Genomic DNA, 22,303 nt, shown 5'->3' with positions numbered 1-22,303 from the left:
AATCAGGCGATCGGTAATGAAGAGGTCATGGGACTCTCCAGGGAAAACCATCCGGATCTTCCGTTCCGGTTGCGGACCACCCCCCTGGTCAGGGCAAGCTCATAGGTCGTGAGTCCAGGATCGTCGCAACCCGAGGGAGAGCGCCCGCAGGACACGGGGCGCCAGGCCCGCCGCTCCCGCCGCGCGTCCGGGAGACCCGCCAGGAGCGCGCCCGCCGGCGCCGCGCCGGCCGGCGGCACGTCCGCGGGAGGCGAGCCGCCCAGGAGCGGGAGGCGGGGAGGGCCGGCGCCCGGCGGCGGGAGGCGCGGCGGCCTGACGCCCAAGCGCATCGCCGTCATCGCCGCGGTGACCGTGGTCCTCGTCGGAGGCGGCGCCTACACCGCGCACACCGCGATCCAGAACGCCTCCGCCCCCGCGCAGGAGCCGCTCGCCCTGGACGAGCTGGCCAGGGCGCTCGGCGGTGACCCGTTCGGGCCCGACCCGGCGGCCGACGCGCTGAAGGCCCAGGCGGCCCAGGCGCTCAAGGAGGACGCGCTCCGGCGCAAGCGCGAGGGCCGGGAGCCGCTCGACCACATCAAGATCGTCAAGGAGGCGCCGGGCGGCGGCGGGTTCGACCCCAAGCAGCTCCCGGCGGGCACCGCGAACCCGACCGGCAACAAGGCCCTGGGCAAGCAGATGCTGGAGGCCCGCGGCTGGGGCGACCAGTGGGGCTGCCTGGAGAAGCTCTGGATGAAGGAGAGCGGCTGGAACGAGCGGGCGATGAACCGCTCCAGCGGCGCCTACGGCATCCCCCAGTCGCTGCCCGGCCACAAGATGGCCAGCGCCGGCGCCGACTGGCAGACCAACCCCGCCACCCAGATCGAGTGGGGGCTGACCTACATCAAGGGCCGGTACGGCAGTCCCTGCGGAGCGTGGGGCCACTCCCAGGCCAAGGGCTGGTACTGACGCGCGGGGCCACTCCCGGGCCAAGGGCCGGTACTGAAACGCCAGAAAGCGGCACGTCTGACCGGCCAGGGACGGTAAGCACCGCATCCTGGCCGCATGGGTGTGAAGGTCAGCGTGGTGGTGCCGGTCCGCAACCCCGGTGATACCGCCAACGCGTGTATCCACTCGGCGGTCGAGCAGTCGATGTCCCCGGAGGAGTTCGAGGTCATCTTCGCCGACGACGGGTCGGACGACGGGACGCGGCAGCGCCTGGCCATGGTCGCCGGAGCCTGGCCGAACGTCCGCGTGCTCCACCTGCCGCCCACCGGATCGCCGATGCGGGGCCGCAACGCCGCCCTGGAGGTCGCCAAGGGCGAGTACGTCTACCTGATGGGCCAGACGGACCGCCTGGAGCGCACGGCCCTGGAGCGGATGTACGAGCGCGCGATGGCGACCGACGCCGACATCCTCGTCGGGCGGCTGGAGGGGGGCGACGGCCCGCCGCCCCGGGCGTTCGACGCCGACCGGGAGCACGCCGACGTCCTCACCGACGGACTGCTCTCCCTGCTCACCCCGCACAAGCTCTACCGCAGGGCGTTCCTCGCGACCGAGCGGCTCGCCTTCCCCGAGCCCGGCGGGATCCTGTCGGAGCAGGCCTTCGCCGTCCGGGCCTACCTGCGCGCCGAGAACATCACCGTCATGGCCGGCGAGGTCTGCTGCCACCTCGGGGAGCGGCCGGAACCGCCGGTCCCCCCGGCCGTCCAGGCGGCGGAGCTGCGCGCGCTGCTCGACGCCGTCGACGAGGCCGTGCCCGACGGGCGCAGGCGCGACCGCATGTACGCCCACTGGTTCCGCACCGCGATCCTGCCGCAGCTCGGCGGAGACGTCTTCAGCCTCTCCTCGCGGGAGCGGTCCGCGATCTTCACCGCCCTGCGGGAGCTGGTCCTGGCGCGCTTCCCCGAGCGGCTCGACGACCGCCTCCCGGTCCACCTGCGCATGCGCGCGGCGCTGCTGCGCGCCGGCCGGCCCGACCAGCTCGTCATGCTCTCGCAGGCCACCCGCGAGACCCATCTGAAGGCCGACCTGAAGGAGCTCGCCTGGAACGGCGGCGTGCTGGAGCTGGGCATCACGATGGAGCTGATGTGGACCGGTGACACCCCCACCTGCTTCGTCCCGAACGGCGACCGCCTGCTCTGGAAGCCGCCGATCCCGCTGGAGGGGCTCGGCTCCCCGGAACGGGTGACCGACGTGACCGAGGCGGTGGCCGCCGCCGGGTTCGACGCCTACCTCCGGCACCGCGACACCGGGATGGTCCACATGATCCCGGTGACGTCGGCGGTGGTCCGCCTCCCGCACCGCGACCGGATGAGGGTGCAGGTCACCGGGACGGCCTCGTTCGACGTCACCTCCACCTTCCTCGGCCAGCCGCTGCCGTCCGGGTTCTGGGAGATCCACGTCCGCATGCACGGCGGGCCGCACCGGGCCCGCGCCCGCGTGACCGGGGAGCCGTTCGAGCACTCCGGGGCGCTGGCCGACTATCCCGGGCGGCCGGTCGTCCCCTGGTGGTGCGAGGAGGGGCTGCCCGGCGTCTGCGTGGAGCCCCGGCTGCTGTCCGACGCGATCACCCTCGTCTCGCAGGACACCACGAGCGTGCGCCGCCGTGACCACGTCTTCTTCGTGGTGCCGGTGCCGTACCTGCCGGAGGGGGGCGGACCCCCCGGCGAGCTGGTGCTGCGCCGGGCCGGCGGGCGGCGGGAGATCTCCGTGCCGGCCCTGGTCGAGCCGGGCGAGCCCGGCATGATCGGCGGGAGCCTGGTCGCCAGGGTCCCGACCAGGCGGCTGCCCCAGCGCGACCTGCTGGTCCCCGGCCGCTGGACGCCGTTCCTGCGGATGGAGGGGCAGGAGGTCGGGCTCCGCTTCCGGGTGCGGATGAGCCGCTTCGGCGGGGTGGAGGTCCACCCCGCCGCCGCGGCCCGCCTCCCCGAACGGCGCTACCCGCTGCTGCGGCGCATCGCGACGCGCATCCCCGGGGTCCGAAACATGATGCGGTTCACCCGGACCCTGCAGCGGCGCTACCTGCCCAGCTGACAGCCGTTCGCGAGGTCGCCGCCCGCCGGGCGGGGCAGGGTGGCGCTCGGCGGCGGGCTCTGCCGCCGCTCCACCCACCCCTCCAGAGCCTCGAAGGCGCTCCGGAAACACGGCAGGATCGGGCGGATCCGGTCGGGGTGGGCTGCGTACAGGCCGTCGACGTGGTTGCCGCCCTCGATCCGGTAGTAGCGGAAGGGCCGGCGCGCGCCGACCATGTCCGCGTAGACGTCCCCGGAGCGGGAGATCGGCAGCAGGCTGTCCAGCGTGCCGTGCAGCGTGATCAGCGGCTTGCCGATCCTGCCGGTCAGCGCGATCTTCCCGACCGCTCCGTACGGCCTGCGCGCGGCGTAGTCGTAGTCCGCGTCGCAGGCCGGGGTGCCCGGGGTGCAGTACGGCGTGCCCGCCTCGGCGGCGCCGTCGTAGCCCGGGTCGATCTCCTCCCGGTAGATCCGCTGGGTGAGGTCCCAGTAGACCTGGTGGTGGTAGGGCCACAGGAACTCCGAGCCGCGCGCGAACCCGGCGGCGTACATCGCCTCGGCGTCCCCCTGCGGGTAGGCCCGGAGCGCCGGCGGGAGGAAGGCCAGCAGGTTGTCGCCCCTGACCCGCCAGAGCGTGCCCTCCCAGTCGATCCCGCCGTCGTACAGCCACGGCCGGTTCTCCAGCTGCCAGCGGACCAGGTAGCCGCCGTTGGAGACGCCCGCGACGTAGGTGCGGCGCGGCGCCGTGCGGTACCGCTGCCGGGCGGCGGACCTGGCCGCGACGGTGAGCTGCGTGACGCGCTCGTTCCACTCGGCGATCGCGTCCCCCGGCTCGCGCCCGTCCTTGAAGAAGGCGAGACCGGTGTTGCCCTTGTCGGTCGCCGCGTAGGCGTAGCCCCGGGCCAGCGCCCAGTCCGAGACGGTGAAGTCGTTGGCGTACTGCTCGCGGTTGCCCGGCGTGCCCGCGACGACCAGCCCGCCGTTCCAGTCGTCCGGGAGGCGGAGCACGAACTGCGCGTCGTGGTTCCAGCCGTGGTTGGTGTTGGTGGTGGAGGTGTCGGGGAAGTAGCCGTCGATCTGGATGCCGGGCACGCCGGTCGGGTTGACGGCTCCGGCCGGGTGCAGCCCGGCCCAGTCGGCGGGGTCGGTGTGCCCGCTGGCGGTCGTGCCCGCCGTGGTGAGGTCGTCCAGGCAGGCCGTGACCTGCCGCTCCGCACCGGGAACCCTGATCCGTTCCTGGCGGGCGCAGTGCCTGTCCACGGGCCTGTCCCCGGGTTTGCCGTCCGCGGGCCTGTCCCCGGGTTCGTCCGCGGGCCCGTTCGGCGACGCGTTCGCGGCAGGGGCCGTCCGGGCCGCCGGGGTCATCGGAGGTGTCGGGGCGGCCGGGGCCGCTTGGACCGCCTGGGCCGCCGGGGCGGCCGCGGTCAGCGCGGCGGCGACCGCGAGGGCGGAGGCGAGCAGGTGCCGGAGTCCCGGCCGGAATCTCGGTCGGAGTCCCATCGGATGGCCTCTCGTCCGGCTCAGCCGCGGGAGGCGGGCTCGGCGGCGGTTCCGGGGGCTCCGGCGGCTCCCGGGGACCGGGGGGCGTCGCTCAGGGTGGCCAGGTCGCGGCCCCTGGTCTCCTTCGCCGCGAACACGGTGACCAGGGTGAGCACGGCGGCTCCGGCCACGTAGAGCATGACCGGCAGCGCCGAGCCGTAGGACTGCAGCAGGGCCACCGCGATCAGCGGGGCGAGGCCGCCGGCCACGATCGAGGCGAGCTGGGCGCCGATGGACACACCCGAGTAGCGCATCCGGGTGGCGAACAGCTCGGAGAAGAACGCCGCCTGCGGGCCGTACATCGCGCCGTGCAGGACCAGGCCGACCGTGACGGCGAGGGTGATCGCGGCGAAGTTCCCGGTGTCGATCAGCGGGAAGAAGGCGAACGCCCACAGGCCGACCCCGGCCGCGCCGAGCAGGTAGACCGGGCGCCGGCCGAGCCGGTCGGAGAGCGCGCCCCACATCGGGATCGACACGAAGTGCACGGCGGAGCCGATCAGCACCGCGTTGAGCACGAATCCCTTCTCCAGCTCGGCCGCCTCCGTGGCGTAGACCAGGACGAACGCGGTGATCACGTAGTAGGAGACGTTCTCGGCGAAGCGGGCGCCGATGGCGGTGAGCACGTCCCGCCAGTGGTGGCGGAAGACGTCCACGATGGGCATGGTCTTCTTCGGCCCGGCGTGGGCGACGGCCTGCTGGAAGACCGGGGACTCGCTGATGCTCAGCCGGATCCACAGGCCCACCAGGACCAGCACGCCGGAGAGCAGGAACGGCACGCGCCAGCCCCAGCTCGTGAAGGCCTCGTCGGACTGGACCGCGGCCAGCAGCGCGAGCACGGCGGTGGCCAGCAGGTTGCCGCCGGGGGCTCCGGCCTGCGGCCAGGAGGCCCAGAAACCGCGCCGCCCGGCGTCGCCGTGCTCGGAGACGATGAGCACCGCGCCGCCCCACTCGCCGCCGAGCGCGAAGCCCTGGACGAGCCGGAGCGCGGTCAGCAGCAGCGGGGCCGCCGCGCCGATCGCCGCGTGGGTGGGCAGGCATCCGATCAGGAAGGTCGCGCCGCCCATCAGCAGCAGGCTGAGCACCAGCAGCTTCTTGCGGCCGAGCCGGTCGCCGTAGTGACCGAAGACCAGGGCGCCCAGCGGGCGGGCGACGAAGCCGACCGCGTAGGTGAGGAAGGCCAGCAGGGTGCCGGTGAGCGGATCGGACTTGGGGAAGAACAGCGCGGGGAAGACCAGCGCGGCGGCCGAACCGTACAGGAAGAAGTCGTACCACTCGATCGTGGTGCCGATGAGGCTGGCGCCGACGATCTTGCCGATGGGGGTGCGGGTTTTCTCTGCCATCATCTTCACTCACCAGGGAGAGACGCTGTTGGGGGATGTCGGCTCACCGTACGTAGTGACCGGCGTCACTCCTATGGGGTGCATCGCCATACCCCGCGGACGGCCTGTGTGGGATCCCGCCCGGAGGCGTGCGCACCGGCGGGAAGGCCCGGCCGGACGGTCCGGCCGGGCGGTCCGGCCGGGCGGGGCGGCGCGGACGCAGGCGTACCGGGGCGGCGCGCGGACGCAGGCGGGACGGCCGGGGACGCGCCGGGACGGCTCAGGCGGTGGGATGGCTGAGCCGGTGGAGCCGGAGGGCGAGCTGGAGCTCCAGGGCGCGTTCGGGCTCCTGCCAGTCCGCTCCCAGGAGCCGGCCGATCCGGTCCAGGCGCTGGGTGACGGTGTTGACGTGGATGTGCAGGGCCTCCGCCGTACGCGACAGCGAGCCGCCGGTGCCGAAATAGGCGGTGAGCGTGCCGACCAGCGAGGTGCCCCGGCGGGCGTCGTAGTCGATCACCGGGCCGAGGGTCGAGTCGAGGAACGTCCCGATGTCGCGTCCCTCTCCGACCAGCAGGCCGACGAAGCCCAGCTCGGACGCGCCGGCGCCCTCTCCGGCCCGGCCCAGCGCCCGCAGCGCGTCGGCGCAGCGCCGGGCCTCGCGGTGGGCGGCGGCGACCCCGGCGATGCCGCGCACGGGGCCGCAGGCGCCGGCCGTGGCGGGGTGGCCGAGGGAGGCGCTCAGCTCGGCCGCCACCCGCTTGGCCAGCAGCCCGGGATCGCCTCCGGGCAGCAGCAGCACCACCTCGTCCCCGCGCTGGGCGGCGAGCCCGTGCTCCAGCGTCGCCCGGGAGGAGGCCCAGAAGGCCGCCCGCTCGCGTCCGCCGTCGTGCCGGACCACGATCACCACGTGGTCGCCGTCCAGGTCCACGCCCACCCGCCGGGCCCGCTCGCCCAGCCCGCCGAGGCCGGGACGGGAGATCAGGTCGTCGAGCAGTTCGCCGCGGACCCGGCCCTCGGCCTCGGCCACCGTACGGCGGAAGAGCAGCAGCAGGGCGGTGACCAGCGCGGCCCGTTCCAGGATGCGGTGGTCGGTGTCGGCGACCTGGCGGCCGGCCCGCAGGACGAGCGTGCACAGCGGCTCGCCGCCGACGTCCACCGAGGCGACGAGCAGGTCGCCCCGCCGGACGGTACGGCCCAGCGTCCGGGACGACTGCGCGGCCTCGGCGATCGCGGCGGCGTCGAGCCCGCCGGGCCCGTCCACCCGGCCCGCGCCGTCCACCCGGCCCGCGCCGTCCACCCGGCCCGCGCCGTCCACCCGGTCCGTGTGGTCCGCGCGGTCCCGGACGGCGCGCTCGCCGGGTCCGCCGAGGTCGCCGGTGATGGGCCGCCCGGCGTCGTCCAGCACCGCCAGGGAGCCGCCGAGCACCTCGGTGACCACGGCCGTCACGTCCTCGACGCCGCCGCCGCGCAGCACCAGGCCGGTCATCCGGTCGTGCGCGAGCGCGGCCCGCTCCACGGCCTCGCTGTGCGCGTTGAGGCGCCGGTTGGCCTCGCTGAGCTCCTCCAGCGCGTTGCGGGTCTCCTGCAGCAGCCGGGCGTTGTCGATGGCGACCGCGGCGTGCGCGGCCAGCGAGCCGAGCAGCACCACCTCGTCCTGGGTGAACGGCCGCACGCTCCGGTTGGCGGCGAACAGCACCCCGATGACCCGCCCGCCGAGCTTGAGCGGGACGCCGAGGATGGCGACCAGCCCCTCCTCATGCACGGCGTCGTCGATGTCGTGCATGTGGCGGAAGCGCTCGTCGGCGAAGTAGTCGGCCGTGGAGTACGGCGTGGCGGTCTGCGCCACCAGACCGCCCAGCCCGGCGCCCATGGCCAGCCGGAGCGAGCGGAACTTGGCCGAGACGGAGCCGTCGGTCACCCGCATCCGGGTGTCGCCCCGGTCGGGGTCGTGCAGCGTCATGTAGGCGGCGTCGGTGCCGAGCAGCTGCCGGGCCCGGTGCACGATGGCCTCCAGCACCGCGTCCAGGTCGCGCAGCGCGGCCAGGTCGCCCGCCGTGTCGAACAGCGCCGACAGCTCCGCCTCGCGCCGGGCCCGGCGCCGCAGCAGCGCCCGGACCTTCAGCGCCGCGAGCTTGGCCTCCTCCAGCTCGGCGAGCGTCGTGGCGTCGGCCCCGGCGGTCCTGGCCGCCAGCACGGGCCCCTCGAACTCGACCGCGGAGGCCTCTCTGGCGAGGAGTTCGAGGAAGACCCGCGTGCTCATACCGTTCATTGTCGCGGGGCCGCTCAGCGGGCGGTCCAGCCGCCGTCCACGGGCAGGGAGACCCCCGTCATGAACGAGCCGTGCGGACCGCACAGGTAGGCGACGAGCTCGGCGACCTCCTCCGGCTCGACCAGCCGCTTCACCGCGGCGGGGGCGAGCATGACGCGTTCGACGACCTCGTCCGCGCCGATGCCGTGGGCCTCGGCCTGGGCGGCGATCTGCCGCTCCACCAGCGGGGTGCGGACATAGCCCGGGCTCACGCAGACGGAGGTCACCCCGTGCTCGGCGCCCTCCAGGGCGATCACCTTCGACAGCCCCTCCAGCGCGTGCTTCGCGGTGACGTAGGCGGACTTGTACGGCGAGGCGCGCAGGCCGTGGACCGAGGAGATGTTGACGATCCGGCCCCATCCCCGCTCGTACATGCCGGGCAGGACCGCCCGGGCCAGCAGGAACGGCGCCTCGACCATGACCTTGAGGATCCGGGAGAAGACCTCGGGCGGGAACTCCTCGATGGGCGCCACGTGCTGGAACCCGGCGTTGTTCATCACGACGTCCGCGCCCGCCAGGAGGCCGTCCGGGAACGCCCCGGTGAAGTCCGGCTCCGACAGGTCCGCCGCCACCGGGGTCCCGGAGACGTCCGCGGCCGTCTTCTCCGCGGCCTCGGCGTCCACGTCGACCACCACCACGTGCGCTCCGGCGGCGGCGAGCCGCAGCGCGCAGGCGCGCCCGATCCCGCTGCCCGCTCCGGTCACCACGGCCCGTCGCCCCGTCAGGTCAGTCATGCCAGTGAATCTAGGCAATCACCCGGACCCCTCACATGTCCCCCGCCGACATACCGCCCCCACGGGTTATGTGACGGCCGCACGCGAGCTCTTCCTGCGTGGATCCCGGGAGTACGGATTCCCGGGCACGGGATTCCCGGGTCCGAGGATCGCGGGTCCGAGGATCGCGGGCGTGGGCCCCCGGGTGCGGGTCCTCCGGACGGTGGCGTCCCGCGGGCCGCGGGAAGGCGGGAAGGGATTCACGGCCGCCGCGGTTCGGAGAAATGTCGTAGGCGCGATCTAGGGTCGGACAGGTCCGAGCCGATCGCTCCCGACGCCCAGGACACCTAGGACACCCGAGGACGCCGATGACCGCGAACCCGCTGCGACTGATGGCCGTGCACGCCCACCCCGACGACGAGTCCAGCAAGGGGGCGGCGACGACGGCCCGCTACGTCTCCGAGGGGGTGGACGTGCTGGTCTGCACCTGCACCGGGGGAGAGCGCGGTGACGTGCTCAACCCCGCGATGGACCGCCCCGGCGTGCTGGAGAACATGGCGGAGATCCGCCGCAAGGAGATGGCCGAGGCCGCCGCGATCCTCGGGGTCGGCCACCGCTGGCTCGGCTTCGTCGACTCGGGGCTGCCCGGTGAGGGGGAGCCGCTGCCGGACGGGTGCTTCGCCGTGCAGGACCCGGCGGTCGCGGCGGAGCCGCTGGTGGCGGCGGTCCGGGAGTTCCGGCCGCACGTGATCGTCACCTACGACGAGAGCGGGGGCTACCCGCACCCCGACCACATCATGACCAACCGGGTGGCCGTCGAGGCGTTCGAGGCGGCGGGCGATCCGGACCGCTACCCCGGCACCGGGGAGCCCTGGCAGCCGCTCAAGCTGTACTACATCGCGTCCTTCTCCCGCGCATGGTTCACCGCGATCCACGAAGGGCTGCTGGCCCGGGGGCTCCCGTCTCCGCTGGCCGAGATGGTGACCGACGACTGGTTCGAGGGCATGCCGGAGCTTCCGGTGACCACCCGGGTGACCTGCGACGACCATTTCGAGATCCGTGACCGGGCGATGAAGGCCCACGCCACCCAGATCGACCCGGACGGCCCCTGGTTCGCCCACCCCCGTGACCTGGAGCGCGAGGTGTGGCCGACGGAGGACTACCACCTCGCCCGTTCACTGGTGGAGACGGAGCTGCCCGAGACCGACCTGTTCGCCGGGCTCCGGGGGTGATCGGGCGGTCCTGGACGGCTCCGCCCGCCGAGGTCAGGGGGTGACCGGGCGGTCCTGGGCGGAGCGGAGCCTGGCCTGCAGACCGTCGAGGACGCGTTCCAGGCCGTAGGCGAAGTTCTCCTCCCGGACCCGCTCCGGGTCTTCGTACGGCTGGGCGGCGTGCTCCTCGCGCAGGAGGGGATGCTCCCGCATGGCCCGCTCGGCGGCCGACTGCAGGCCGTCGGCCCATTCCTGCTCGGTCCGGCCGCTGCGGGCGAGCAGCGACAGGTAGGCCGCCTCACTGGTGGCGATGCCGATGACGTAGGCGATGAGCGTGTTCATGGCCCGGTCGGCCTCACCGGGGGCGAAGCCCGCGGCCCGGAACAGGGCGATCATGCGTTCCGAGCGGCCCATCAGGTTCGGCCCGAGTGAGGCCAGCCCGGTCTGGCCGAGCACGGAGGCGACCCAGGGGTGGCGCAGGATCATCGCGCGCAGGCTGCGGGCGCACTGGGCGAGGTCCTCCCGCCAGGCGGCCGGATCGTCGGCGCCGGGCACCCGGACCTCGCCGTAGACCTCGTCCACGACGAGTTCGATCAGCTCGTCCTTGCTGGCGACGTGCCGGTAGAGCGAGGTGGCCCCGGCACCCAGACGGGTGCCGAGACTGCGCATGCTCAGGGCCTCGACGCCTTCCTCGTCCAGGAGACGGACGGCCTCGGAGACGATCCGGTCCTGGCTCAGCGCCGGCTGCTCCCGCTTCGTGCGCCGACGGGCCCACACCGAAGGAATGGGCGGCTCGTCCGTCTGCATGAGGCCTCCTTTTCCGGTCACGTTAGCGCACATCGTGCGCTTCTGCGCACGTGTGCCCCCATCGGCTCGTGGCCGCGTCGGCTGGTGCGCACAGAGCCCTCCATTGCGTACGCAGATCTCTATGCGTACAGTGTTCGCAATGAGGGCACGATGTACGCAGCGGATGGGGACTCCAGGACGGTGGCGCATGTTCGCCGTCCTCCGAGACTCCGGTCCCGGACCGCATCGCCCCGACCGCACGCACCATCCGAATGCACGAGGAGAAGACATGGCCGAGAAGCAGCGCTGGAACGCCGGGGGAGCCTGGAAGACGGAGGGCGCTCGGAGAATCGCGGACTCCGCGGGCCGGGGCTTCCCCCTGGCCCGCTGGCAGGCGCGGCTGGACGAGCTGCGCGTCGCCCACCGCGTGCCGGGCGCGTCGCTGGCCGTGCTGGTCGACGGCGAGGTGCACGAGCTGGCCAGCGGCGTGCTGCACCGCGGCACGGGAGTGGAGGCGACCACCGACTCGGTGTTCCTGTCCGGATCGGTGGCCAAGGTCTACACTGCGACCCTGATCATGCAACTGGCCGATTCCGGTGCGCTGGACCTGGACGCGCCGGTGGTGAGCGTGCTGCCGGAGTTCGCCACCCCCGATCCCGAGGCCACGAAGGCGATCACCATCCGGCGGCTGCTGTCGCACACCGGAGGCGTGACCAACGACTTCAACCACGACTCCGGCCGGGGCGACGACTGCCTGGCCGGATACGTCGAGGCCGCAGGGGACGTGGCGCTGGACTGCCCGCCGGGGACCGCGCTCTCGTACGGCAGCCTCGGATACGTCGTGCTCGGCCGCGTCGTCGAGGTGCTGACCGGTAAGACCTGGGACCGGGCGCTGAAGGACATGATCTTCACTCCGCTCGGGCTGGAGCACTCGATGACGCTGCCCGAGGAGGCGCTGCGCTTCCGGGTGGCCATGAGCCACCTGGGCGGCCCGGGTGCCGATCCCGATCCGGCACCGGCCTGGGACCTGATGCCGCGCTCCGCCGGGCCGGCCGGCCGGGTCATCGTCTCCGCCGGAGACCTCGCCCGCTTCGCTCACATGCATCTGGCCGGGGGCGCCGCGCCGGACGGCACCCGGGTGCTGTCCGAGGAGGCGGTCGCCGCCATGCAGCGGCGCGAGGCCGACAGCCCCGACAAGTGGACCGTCAGCGCCGACGGCTGGGGACTGGGCTGGACCCTGTACGACTGGAACGGAGTCGCCGGTTTCGGCCACGACGGCGCCGCCATCGGCCAGTACGCCTACCTGCGCGTCGTTCCGGGGGCGGGCGTGGCCGTGGCCCTGCTCACCAACGGCGGCAGCGCCCGCCTGCTCTACGCCGACCTGTTCCGAGAGCTCCTCGCCGAACTCGCCGGGGTGACGATGCCCGCCCCCTTCGGCCCGCCCGCGCAGCCGCCCACCGTCGACATCGCACCGTTCCTCGGGACCTACCGGCGGGAGGGCGTCGTCATCACCGTCGGCCGGAAGGACGACGGCACGCCGTATTTGAGGTACGAGTTCGTCGACGGCATGAAGGACCTGTCCCCGCCGCTGGAGGCGGACCTGATCCCGGTGTCGGAGACGGTGTTCGCGGCCTCCGGGGCAGGCCCATCCTTCAGTGAGGATCACATGCCCGTGGTCTTCTCCACGTTGGCCGATGGCACCGCGTGCTGCTACGTCGGCATGCGGGCGACACCGAAGGTCGCGTGAGATGCGCCCGCCGACGGGGACGGGTCACCCGGAACCGGCCCGGGTGCCGGGTCAGACCTTGACCGGGTAGGTCAGCGCCAGCTCGTCGCCGGGGACGCCCCGGATGCCCCAGTTCACCTGGGGCGACTCCAGGATCACGATCTCCAGGTCGTCGGCGGGGAGGCCGAGCGCCTCACCGGTCCGGGCGAAGAGCGTCCGGATCAGCTCGCGCCTGGCCTCCTCCGACCGGCCCTCGAAGCAGACGATCTCCACGATCAGATAGCGATCGCTCCGCTGCGGGCAGACGAGGTCCTCGGCGTCCAGCAGCAGGAACCGGTGGAATCTCTTGTCCTCGGGGAGCTTCCACACCTGGACCAGGCAGCCGTGCACGAGGTCGGAGAGCTCCCGGCGGAGCGGGCCCCAGACGTCGCGGCGGCCGTAGAACTTGATCTGTGCCATGGCGCCGAGTCTCGCAGATCGCCTTACACGACGTCCGGCCGGGCCGGAGACGCCCCGCCGCCCCCGTCCGGGGCGGACCCGCCCGCGTCACCGGCTCCACGGATGGGACGGGTAGGCGGACGGGACGGGTAGGCGGACGGGACGGTCAGGTGGGCGGGCGGGTGGGCGGTCAGGCGGGCGGGCGGGTCATGGAGAGGACGTCGAGCAGGGCGTCGAGCTGCTCCTCGGTGATGGTGCCGTTCGCGACGTGCCCGCGCTCGACGACGACCTCGCGGATGGTCTTCCGCTCGGCCAGCGCCTGCTTGGCGATCTTCGCCGCCTCCTCGTAGCCGACGTACCGGTTGAGCGGGGTGACGATGGACGGCGACGACTCGGCGTACTCCCGCAGGCGCCCGGTGTTGGCCGTGATGCCGTGCACGCAGCGGTCGGCCAGCAGCCGGGAGACGTTGGCCAGCAGCCGGATGGACTCCAGGGCGTTGCGGGCGATGACGGGCAGGGCCACGTTGAGCTCGAAGGTGCCCGAGGCGCCGGCGAAGGCGATGGCCGCGTCGTTCCCGATGACCTGCGCGGCGACCATGCACACGGCCTCGGGGATGACGGGGTTGACCTTGCCGGGCATGATCGAGGATCCCGGCTGCAGGTCGGGCAGGTTGATCTCGCCGAGCCCCGCGCGCGGGCCCGATCCCATCCAGCGGAGATCGTTAGCGATCTTGTTGAGGGAGACCGCGACCGTCCGGAGCTGCCCGGAGAGCTCCACGACCGCGTCCCGGGCGCTCTGCGCCTCGAAGTGGTCGGGGGCCTCGCAGAAGGGGAGGTCGGTGACGTCGCGGAGCTTCGCGATGACCTTCGTGGCGAAACCCGGCGGGGTGTTGATCCCGGTCCCGACGGCCGTGCCGCCCAGGGGGAGCTGGGCGAGGTGGGGGAGCGCGCTCCGCACCCGGGCGACGGCGTTGTCGATCTGGGTGGCGTACCCCCCGAACTCCTGGCCGAGCGTGACCGGCGTGGCGTCCATCAGGTGCGTACGGCCCGCCTTGACCACCTCGTCGAACTCGATCGACTTGTCGCGCAGCGCGGTGGCCAGGTGCCGCAGGGAGGGGATGAGGTGGTAGGTCACCTCGGTCAGGGCGGCGACGTGGATGGAGGTGGGGAACACGTCGTTGGACGACTGGGAGGCGTTGACGTGGTCGTTGGGATGGACCGGGCGGCCCAGCCGTTCCTCGGCGAGCGTGGCGATGACCTCGTTGGCGTTCATGTTGGAGGAGGTCCCCGAACCAGTCTGGAAGACGTCGACCGGGAACTCCCCGTCCCACTCGTTCTCCGCGATGTCGGTGGCGGCCTCGGCGATCGCCTGGGCCAGCTCCTTGTCGAGCACTCCCAGCTCGGCGTTGACCTCGGCGGCCACCGCCTTGATCAGGCCGAGGGCCGCGATGTGGGGACTCTCCAGGCCGCGCCCCGAGACGGGGAAGTTCTCTATCGCCCGCTGGGTCTGAGCCCGCCACTTCGCACCCGCCGGAACGTGCACTTCGCCCATCGAGTCATGTTCGATCCGATACTCGCTCATGGACCCAGTCTGCAACGCGGAGGATAAGGCGGATGTTCCGGGCAGGATCCGGCCGTCGTCCGGGTCGGTGTCCGTCGGTCCGGACCGCCGTCCGAACCGGGCTCCGCCTCCGTTCGCGTCCCTCCTCGGCTGTCCGGGCCGCGTCCGGGCCGGGGCAGGTGTCGGTGCAGGTGTCGGTGCCGAAGTCCGTCCGGGCGGCGTCCGCGTCGTCGCGCGGACGCCGCCGTGCGGTCACCGGGCGTAGAGGAGCGCCAGGACGAGGATGATGATGACCACCAGTGCGGCGGTCGCCACGCCCATGAGGACGAGCGCCCCGGCCCGCTTCTTCTGCTGCTGCGCGACCTGCTGCTCACCCGGTCCGACGATCGAGAACAGCTCGGTCCCCAGTCCGGGCGCGGAGTCGTCGTCACCGGACCACCCCTGACCGGGTCCCTGCGGGAACGCGCCCGGCCGGTCCCCCGGTGATCCCGGGCCTCCGGGTCCGCCCGGCCCGTTCGGTCCTCCGGGCGTGTCGAACCCGCCTGCTCCCCTGAACGAGCCGGGCCCTCCGGGTCCGCCTGAGCCGTTCGGCCCGCCGGGACCGTTCGGCCCGCCGGGACCGTTCGGCCTGCCGGGACCGTTCGGCCTGCCGGGACCGTTCGGTCCTCCGGGTCCGCCCGGGCCGTTCGGTCCTCCGGGTGCGTTGAACCCGCCCGGCCCGCCGAACCCGCCCGGTCCTCCGGGTCCGCCGGGGCCGGGGAACGCGCCGGTCTCCGTCGGGGCGCCGCCCGGGGTGGACCCTCCCGGACCCGCCGGCGGCGCGCCGTGGAACGGCGGTCCCGAGGGATTCCACCCCGCGGTGCCCGGCGCGCCGGGCACCGGTCCGCCGGAGAACCCCCGCGGAGGCGCAGGAGGGCCGCCGTCCGGCGGACCGCCCGGGCCCGCGGATTCCGGGCCCGCCGGCCCGGGGGGTCCGGGCCGCCGGGCCGCCGGGCCGCCCGGCTCTCCCCGGCGGTCCGGGGCGGACGGTCCCCGGGCCACCGGGGCGCCCAGGCCGGAGACGACGCCGGGGCCGGCCTCGGGGCGGGACGCGGGCGGAGCGGGCGGGGCCGGGGGAGTCCGGCCGGTGCCGGGGAGGGGGCGTCCGATGGTGGGACGCGCGACCATCATCGTCCGGTTGGCGTCGAACTCCTCGTCCGGCCCCGTACCGTTCCCGGGGCCGCTTCCCGCGCCGTCCCCGGCCCATGTCCCCACCCGGCCCTCGGAGGCGGGCCCGGCGGCGTGGCGGAACGGCGAACCGCCCCCGCCGTCCGCCGCGGGAGCGGGCGCCGCCGAGGGCCGGGGTGCCTCAGGGGGCGCCGACGGGGCCAGGGGGGTGTCGGCCACCGCCCGGAGCATGGCGATCGCCTGGGAGGGCGTGAGCCGTACCGTGTGGTCCTTCTCCAGCAGTTGCTCCAGGACCGGGCGGAGCGGGCCCGCCTGGACCGGCGGGTCGACGCTCTCGGTCATCAGCGCGGCGAGCGTCTCGGCCATCGTGGACCGTTCGTACGCCGGACGGCCCTCGACCGCGAAGTACAGCGTGGCCCCGAGCGACCAGAGGTCGGACTCCGGCCCGGTGTGCTCCCCGCGGGCCCGCTCGGGCGCGGTGTACCCCGGGGAGCCGATCACCATGCCGGTCTGGGTGAGGCTCGTGTCCCCCTCGGCCTTGGCGATGCCGAAGTCGGTCAGGACCACCCGGCCGCTCTCGGTGATCAGCACGTTCCCGGGCTTCACGTCGCGGTGGAGCACGCCCTGGGCATGGGCGGCGCGCAGCGCGTCCAGCAGGTCCACCCCGATCGCGGCCACGAGCCGGGGCGGGAGGGGACCCTCCTCCTCGACCACCTGCTCCAGGGAGCGGGCCTGCACCAGCTCCATGATGATCCACGGGCTGCCGTCCTCGATGATCGCATCGTGGACGGTGGCGACTGAAGGATGGCTGATGCGGGCGGCGGTACGACCCTCACGGATCATGCGCTCCCGCAGTTCGGCGCGCTGTGCCTCGCTGAGCCCGGGCTCCTGGCGGATCTCCTTGATCGCCACCTCGCGGCCCAGGGAACGGTCGTGGGCACGCCAAACGGTACCCATCGTCCCCCGGCCGAGCGGAGTGATCAGCTCATAACGGCCAGCGAGCACGCGCGTCTGCTGTTCCGGCATGAGAAGAAGATAAGCGATTACTCCTTGAGGAACGCTTTAGCCTCGCTTGCGGAGTTCCTTGGGCCAGAGGCTGCGGGGCAGCATCAACCGGATGACCGGCGACATGAGGCGGACCAGAGGGCGCGGCGCGGGCCTCGGCGCCAGCGGCGGTTTGCGGTGGTTCCCCTCGGTGGGACGACGGTGCCCGCGGGGCGGCGGCACAGGTGTCGCGACCGGCGGCGGAGGCGGAATCGGCGTGGTGCCCGCCCGGTGCAGGCCGCGGTGCTGGGGCCTGCGGTTGAACGAGGGCACGGCGATCGCCGGGGCGGGCCGCGCGGGCTTGCCCGCGGGACGGCTCAGGGGCTCCTCGGCGATCCCACCGGCCGCCACCCGGGCCAGCATCAGCGAGGCCCGGACCGGGTCGAGCCGGGTGGCCGGGTCGATCGTGAGCAGCCCGCGGAGCACCGGGGCGAGCGGGCCCGCCTTCTCCATCGGGATCGGCTCACCGCTCGTCAGCGCGGCCAGCGCGGCGGCGGCCGTGCGCCGCCCGTGCAGACCCCGGCCCTCGACGGCGGTGTAGAGGGTCGCCCCGAGGGACCACAGGTCGGCGGCCGGGCTCGCCTTGGAGCCCAGCACCCGCTCCGGCGCGATGTAGCCGGCGGAGCCGAGCACGATGCCCGCCTGGGTGATCGAGACCTCGCCCTCCAGCGCGGCGAGGCCGAAGTCGGTGAGGACCGCCCGCTCGCCGGTCACCAGGACGTTGCTGGGCTTCACGTCGCGGTGCAGGATGCCCTTGGCGTGTACGGCGCGCAGCGCGCCCAGCACCTGCCGCCCGATCTCGGCGGCCTGGCGCGGGGGCAGCGGCCCCTCCTGCTGGACCAGCTGCTCCAGGGACCTGGCTCTGAGCAGCTCCATGACGATCCAGGGGCGCTCGTCCTCGGTGACGACGTCGAAGACGGTGATCACCGAGGGGTGTGCGACCATCGCGGTCGCCCGCCCCTCGCGCTCGGTCCGGGCGCACAGCTCGGCCCGCAGCTCCTCGTCGAGGACCAGCGGCAGCCGCACCTCCTTGACCGCCACCTCGCGGCCGAGCAGCTCGTCGTGCGCTCGCCAAACGGTGCCCATGCCGCCGCGCCCGACCGGCTCGGCAAGCCGGTAGCGCGCGGCAAGAAGGTATCCGGACGGCGCACGCATGATGGGCAGCTTACCGATTTGCGTAGTGCGACCAGTAGAGACAGGGCCGAAAGTTCTTGTCCATTGGGGTCAGATTCTCTCGCAGGTGATAGTCGGGACACGCACGGTGACCGTTTCCGCCCCCGCCGCCTGGGCCGTACGGGGCTCGGAGGCGCGAGGCCGCGGCGTCAGTGCGCCGTGCGAGCCGTACCGGCCTCGTCCGCGCCACCGCGGGCCGCTCCGAAGCGCGCGGCGACCAGGTCGTCGGCCCAGCGCCGGAGGGCCTGGCCGACCGGCGGCATGCGCAGCCCGATCCGCTCGGCGAAGGCCAGGGCCGGAGCGGTGTCGTAGCGGTCCTTCGAGATGAACGACAGCGTCTCCGGGTCGGCTCCGGTCAGCGCGCGGGGCAGCCGCCGCACCAGCCCGACGGGGACCGACCACCGCGGCGCGGGCACCCCCAGGTGGGCCGCGAGCAGCGCGACCAGCTCCGGGAGCTCGGGCGTCCCGTCGTCGAGCACCCAGTAGGACCTGCCCGCGGTCTCCCCGTGCTCGGGCAGGGCGGCCATGAACCGGGCCAGGTAGTCGATGTCGACCACGGGGACGAAGGCGTCCGGCCCACCGGGGAGGACGGGCAGCCGTCGGTGCCAGAGGTCCCGGACGAGCGAGGCGAGGCCGATGAACTGGCCGGGGCCGATCACGGTGGAGGGGTTGACCACGGTCAGCGGGAGATCCAGCTCGACGGCCCGGGCGCGCACCGCCGCGTCGGCCTCCTTCTTGGAGGCCTCGTAGGGCCCCTCCCGCCGGTAGTCGGGGGTCGCGCCGCTCACCCGGTAGCCGCTGACGTGGACGAGGCGGCGCAGGCCGGGCCGGGCCGCGGCCCAGTCGGCCACGTTGAGCGCCCCGGTGACGTTGACCGACCGCGCCTCCTGCACGGTCAGCCCGAAGGCGAACCGGCCGGCGGCGTTGTAGACGTCGCGCACCCCCTCCAGGCCGGCGTCCGTCCGCAGGCCGAGACCGGGCACGGTGACGTCGCAGGCGACGGCGGTCAACCGGGAGGCCCCCACCCCCTGCTCGGCGAGCCAGGCGGTCAGCCCGTCCCCGGAGCCGCGTACGGCGGCGGCGACCGTGCGTCCCTGGCGGAGCAGCTCGGCCACCAGGGAGCGGCCGACGAACCCGGCGGCGCCGAGGACGAGGGAGTCGGGGGTCATGCGATCACTCCTGTTTATAGATCGGTCTACATATTTTCAAGGCGCGAGGCGACCCGCCGGAGCGGGAGCGGGGCCGGGACCGGGAGCGGGGGATCGGGATTTCTACAGCAGTGCGGTGATCCGGCGGGTGACGCGGTCCAGCGGCTCCCGGCTCCGGTGCGCCCGGGCCAGCAGCAGCGCGCCCTCGACCAGGGCGAGCACGGTGGCCGCGGTGTCGTCCGGCTCGGGATGGCCGTCCGCGGCCAGGCGCAGGCGGAGCGCCTCCTCCCAGGATCCGTAGACGTCTGAGCAGGCCCGGTGGAGGGGGTCGCTGGTGGCGGCCGTCTCCAGCGCCACGGTCGCCACCGGGCAGCCCTTGCGCCAGCCGGACTCCTCCAGCCGGTCGCCCAGCAGCCGGATCACCCCGGCGACCAGGTCCGCGGCGTCGGGTGCGGCCTCCGCCAGCCCGCGCAGCGCCTCGCCGATCTCCCGCCCGGCACGCCGTACGGACTCGGCCACCAGCTGGTCCTTGCCGCCGGGGAAGTGGAAGTAGAGCGAGCCGCGTGGCGCCCCGCTCGCGGCGACCACCTGGTTCAGCCCCGTGCCGAAGTAACCGCCGGTCTCGATGAGGTCCCGCGTCGCGTCGAGCAGGCGCCCGCGGGTCTCCTCGCCTTTCTGGCCCATGGGGAAAAAGTAGACCGGTCTTCCTATTTTTGCAAGGCCGCCTTGGCCCGGGGATCCGCTCCCCGGGCCGCGGCGCGCCCCGCGGTCAGCTCCGGCGGCCGATGGACAGGGCCGGGCCGGTGCGGTCCACGAAGAAGTCCTCGCCCTTGTCGTCGACGACGATGAAGGCCGGGAAGTCCTCGACCTCGATCTTCCAGACGGCCTCCATGCCGAGCTCCGGGTACTCCAGGACCTCGACCTTCCTGATGCAGTCCTGGGCCAGGCGGGCGGCCGGGCCGCCGATGGAGCCCAGGTAGAAGCCGCCGTACTTCTGGCAGGCCTCGGTGACCTGCCTGGACCGGTTGCCCTTGGCGAGCATCACCATGGAGCCGCCCGCGGCCTGGAAGCGCTCGACGTAGGAGTCCATCCGCCCGGCGGTGGTCGGGCCGAAGGAGCCGGAGGCGTAGCCCTCGGGGGTCTTGGCGGGACCGGCGTAGTAGACGGCGTGGTCCTTCATGTACTGCGGCATCTCGCCGCCCGCGTCGAGCAGTTCGCCGATCTTGGCGTGCGCGATGTCGCGGGCGACCACCAGCGGACCGGTCAGCGAGAGGCGGGTCTTGACCGGGTACTTCGTCAGCTCGGCGAGGATCTCCGCCATCGGCCGGTTGAGGTCGATCTTGACGACGTCGTCCGACAGGTGCTCGTCGGTGGTGTCCGGCAGGAAGCGGGCCGGGTCGGTCTCCAACTGCTCCAGGAAGACCCCCTCGGGGGTGATCTTCGCCAGGGCCTGGCGGTCGGCGCTGCAGGAGACCGCGATGGCGACCGGGCAGGAGGCGCCGTGCCGGGGCAGGCGGATCACCCGGACGTCGTGGCAGAAGTACTTGCCGCCGAACTGGGCGCCGATGCCGAGCTTCTGGGTGAGCTCGAAGACCTTGGCCTCCAGCTCGGTGTCGCGGAAGCCGTGCCCGCTGGGGGAACCCTCGGTCGGGATGGAGTCCAGGTAGCGGGCGCTGGCGTACTTCGCGGTCTTCAGCGCGAACTCGGCCGAGGTGCCGCCCACCACGATCGCCAGGTGGTACGGCGGGCAGGCGGCCGTGCCGAGGGAGCGGATCTTCTCCTCCAGGAAGGCCAGCATGCGCTTCTCGTTGAGGACGGCCTTGGTCTCCTGGTACAGGAACGACTTGTTGGCGCTGCCGCCGCCCTTGGCCATGAACAGCAGCTTGTACTCGTCCGGGTGGCCGTGCGGGTCCTCGGCGTACAGCTCGATCTGGGCGGGGAGGTTGGAGCCGGTGTTCTTCTCCTCCCACATGGTGATCGGGGCCATCTGGGAGTAGCGCAGGTTCAGCCGGGTGTAGGCGTCGTAGACCCCGCGGGAGATGTGCTCGGCGTCGGCGCCGTCGGTCAGGACGTGCCGGCCGCGCTTGCCCATCACGATGGCGGTGCCGGTGTCCTGGCACATCGGGAGCACGCCGCCGGCCGAGATGGACGCGTTCTTGAGCAGGTCGAGGGCGACGAAGCGGTCGTTGCCGCTGGACTCGGGATCGTCGATGATCTTGCGGAGCTGGGCGAGGTGCGACGACCGCAGGTAGTGCGAGATGTCGTGGATCGCGGTCTCGGTGAGCAGCCGCAGCGCCTCGGGGTCGACCTCCAGGAACCTGCGGCCCGCGGCCTCGACCACGCGCACCCCCTCACTGCTGACCAGGCGGTACTCCGTCTCGTCCGTTCCCAGGGGGAGCAGGTCGGTGTAGTCGAACTCGGGCATCGTCTTCGATCCTCCGTGCCGGGGGCCTTCTGCCGGTTCTCGCCGGTTCCTGCTAGAGGGTACGGCCTCCCGCCGGGCGTTCCGGAAGGCGCCCGCCGTACGGCTCCCGGAGGCGCGGCCGCTTCTTGGGCGAACCGTGGCGCGCCCGGGACGTCCGCTTGCCCGCGCGGCGACGGAGGGATGAGTGAAAGCATCCGTTCCGCTTCACCGAGGGGGAAGCCATGGAAACCGGTCAGATCATGATGCTGGGATTCGGCCTGCTGGTGCTCGCCGGGCTGCTCGTGCCGCTGATCGGGCTCGTGCTGCACGAGCTCGGCCTCCGGGACCAGGAGTGGCCGATCGTCCACCGCTGAGGACGGCGGGCCGGATCCGGGCGCTCCTCCCCGCGCCCGGCCTCCGTGCGTCCGGTGTCCGCGTCCGGTGCCCATGTCCGGCGTCCAGGTCCGGTGCCCGCGCGGGCGAAACGTCCTTGACGGGAACATGCGGTTTCCGTGACGTCCCTTGCCCGTCCGGGCAGGGCGGCGGGTGGAGGATGGACATGATGCCGTATGCGTTGCATGTCCGGCAGCTCGGGGGAAGATCATGGAAATCGGTTCTTACGTACTGTTCGCCATCGGCTTGCTCGTCATCGGCGGGCTCGTCGGGTCACTGCTCACCATCGTGCTCCACATGGTCGCCGAGGAGAACAAGAACCAGCGTCCGCTGCGCCACTGACGGCGGGGCGCCGACCGGCCGCGGCCGACGCCGCCGCAGGC

The 22,303-nt window shown here is 73.3% G+C and carries 18 protein-coding genes; 6 read left to right on the top strand and 12 right to left on the bottom strand.

Annotation, left to right across the window (positions count from 1 at the left end; all coding sequences use genetic code 11):
• The first annotated feature begins 312 nt into the window (after positions 1-312).
• The gene (locus IEZ06_RS36110) at positions 313-945 is read left to right on the top strand and encodes an aggregation-promoting factor C-terminal-like domain-containing protein (protein ID WP_229797819.1); all 633 of its coding nucleotides are present in this window, start codon (positions 313-315) and stop codon (positions 943-945) included.
• A gap of 96 nt (positions 946-1,041) precedes the next feature.
• Positions 1,042-3,012: a glycosyltransferase family 2 protein gene (locus IEZ06_RS05535; protein WP_189235545.1), complete on the top strand. Its 1,971-nt coding sequence runs from the start codon at positions 1,042-1,044 to the stop codon at positions 3,010-3,012.
• Here IEZ06_RS05535 and IEZ06_RS05530 read toward each other — a convergent pair.
• The 4 genes from IEZ06_RS05530 to IEZ06_RS05515 all read right to left on the bottom strand — a co-directional run bounded on the left by IEZ06_RS05530 (position 2,997) and on the right by IEZ06_RS05515 (position 8,890).
• Complete coding sequence (locus IEZ06_RS05530) at positions 2,997-4,250, bottom strand: alpha/beta hydrolase family protein (RefSeq protein WP_229797806.1); 1,254 nt, start codon at positions 4,248-4,250, stop codon at positions 2,997-2,999. The two genes, IEZ06_RS05535 and IEZ06_RS05530, sit on opposite strands and share 16 nt — an antisense overlap.
• Before the next feature lie 260 nt (positions 4,251-4,510).
• Positions 4,511-5,869, bottom strand: a complete 1,359-nt coding sequence (locus IEZ06_RS05525) for an MFS transporter (protein WP_189235644.1) — start codon at positions 5,867-5,869, stop codon at positions 4,511-4,513.
• 259 nt (positions 5,870-6,128) lie between these two features.
• Positions 6,129-8,108, bottom strand: a complete 1,980-nt coding sequence (locus tag IEZ06_RS05520; RefSeq protein ID WP_307811659.1) for a helix-turn-helix domain-containing protein — start codon at positions 8,106-8,108, stop codon at positions 6,129-6,131.
• A gap of 23 nt (positions 8,109-8,131) precedes the next feature.
• A complete protein-coding gene (locus tag IEZ06_RS05515) occupies positions 8,132-8,890 on the bottom strand; it encodes a 3-hydroxybutyrate dehydrogenase (protein ID WP_189235543.1) in 759 nt (252 codons plus the stop codon).
• 347 nt (positions 8,891-9,237) lie between these two features.
• On the opposite strand from IEZ06_RS05515, the gene mca reads away from it, so the two are divergent.
• Positions 9,238-10,101, top strand: a complete 864-nt coding sequence (mca, locus tag IEZ06_RS05510) for a mycothiol conjugate amidase Mca (protein WP_229797805.1) — start codon at positions 9,238-9,240, stop codon at positions 10,099-10,101.
• Positions 10,102-10,134: 33 nt separating this feature from the next.
• On the opposite strand, the gene IEZ06_RS05505 is transcribed toward mca, so the two are convergent.
• Positions 10,135-10,887, bottom strand: a complete 753-nt coding sequence (locus tag IEZ06_RS05505; RefSeq protein WP_189235542.1) for a TetR/AcrR family transcriptional regulator — start codon at positions 10,885-10,887, stop codon at positions 10,135-10,137.
• 268 nt (positions 10,888-11,155) lie between these two features.
• Here IEZ06_RS05505 and IEZ06_RS05500 point away from each other — a divergent pair, with 268 nt between their 5' ends.
• Positions 11,156-12,613, top strand: coding sequence for a serine hydrolase domain-containing protein (locus tag IEZ06_RS05500; RefSeq protein WP_189235541.1), 1,458 nt, complete (start codon positions 11,156-11,158; stop codon positions 12,611-12,613).
• Between the two features lie 51 nt (positions 12,614-12,664).
• On the opposite strand, the gene IEZ06_RS05495 is transcribed toward IEZ06_RS05500, so the two are convergent.
• From IEZ06_RS05495 to IEZ06_RS05465, 7 genes are all read right to left on the bottom strand, one after another.
• The gene (locus IEZ06_RS05495) at positions 12,665-13,051 is read right to left on the bottom strand and encodes a tautomerase family protein (protein WP_189235540.1); all 387 of its coding nucleotides are present in this window, start codon (positions 13,049-13,051) and stop codon (positions 12,665-12,667) included.
• Positions 13,052-13,220: 169 nt separating this feature from the next.
• The gene (locus IEZ06_RS05490) at positions 13,221-14,612 is read right to left on the bottom strand and encodes a class II fumarate hydratase (protein ID WP_189235539.1); all 1,392 of its coding nucleotides are present in this window, start codon (positions 14,610-14,612) and stop codon (positions 13,221-13,223) included.
• 231 nt (positions 14,613-14,843) lie between these two features.
• The gene (locus IEZ06_RS36105) at positions 14,844-16,784 is read right to left on the bottom strand and encodes a serine/threonine-protein kinase (protein ID WP_203871825.1); all 1,941 of its coding nucleotides are present in this window, start codon (positions 16,782-16,784) and stop codon (positions 14,844-14,846) included.
• 36 nt (positions 16,785-16,820) lie between these two features.
• Positions 16,821-17,957: a serine/threonine-protein kinase gene (locus IEZ06_RS05480; RefSeq protein WP_189235538.1), complete on the bottom strand. Its 1,137-nt coding sequence runs from the start codon at positions 17,955-17,957 to the stop codon at positions 16,821-16,823.
• A gap of 167 nt (positions 17,958-18,124) precedes the next feature.
• Positions 18,125-19,144: an SDR family oxidoreductase gene (locus IEZ06_RS05475; RefSeq protein ID WP_189235537.1), complete on the bottom strand. Its 1,020-nt coding sequence runs from the start codon at positions 19,142-19,144 to the stop codon at positions 18,125-18,127.
• A 102-nt stretch (positions 19,145-19,246) separates the two neighbouring features.
• Complete coding sequence (locus IEZ06_RS05470) at positions 19,247-19,807, bottom strand: TetR/AcrR family transcriptional regulator (protein WP_189235536.1); 561 nt, start codon at positions 19,805-19,807, stop codon at positions 19,247-19,249.
• Positions 19,808-19,892: 85 nt separating this feature from the next.
• Positions 19,893-21,548, bottom strand: coding sequence for a fumarate hydratase (locus tag IEZ06_RS05465; protein WP_189235535.1), 1,656 nt, complete (start codon positions 21,546-21,548; stop codon positions 19,893-19,895).
• Positions 21,549-21,769: 221 nt separating this feature from the next.
• Here IEZ06_RS05465 and IEZ06_RS37095 point away from each other — a divergent pair, with 221 nt between their 5' ends.
• Positions 21,770-21,901, top strand: a complete 132-nt coding sequence (locus tag IEZ06_RS37095) for a hypothetical protein (protein ID WP_268245579.1) — start codon at positions 21,770-21,772, stop codon at positions 21,899-21,901.
• Positions 21,902-22,130: 229 nt separating this feature from the next.
• On the top strand, positions 22,131-22,262 hold the full coding sequence (locus IEZ06_RS37090; protein ID WP_268245578.1) for a hypothetical protein: 132 nt from the start codon (positions 22,131-22,133) through the stop codon (positions 22,260-22,262).
• Positions 22,263-22,303 lie beyond the last annotated feature (41 nt).

This window comes from Planomonospora antibiotica (genome assembly GCF_014647955.1).
Lineage (GTDB): Bacteria > Actinomycetota > Actinomycetes > Streptosporangiales > Streptosporangiaceae > Planomonospora > Planomonospora parontospora.
This window is presented reverse-complemented; position numbering and strand designations above follow the sequence as displayed.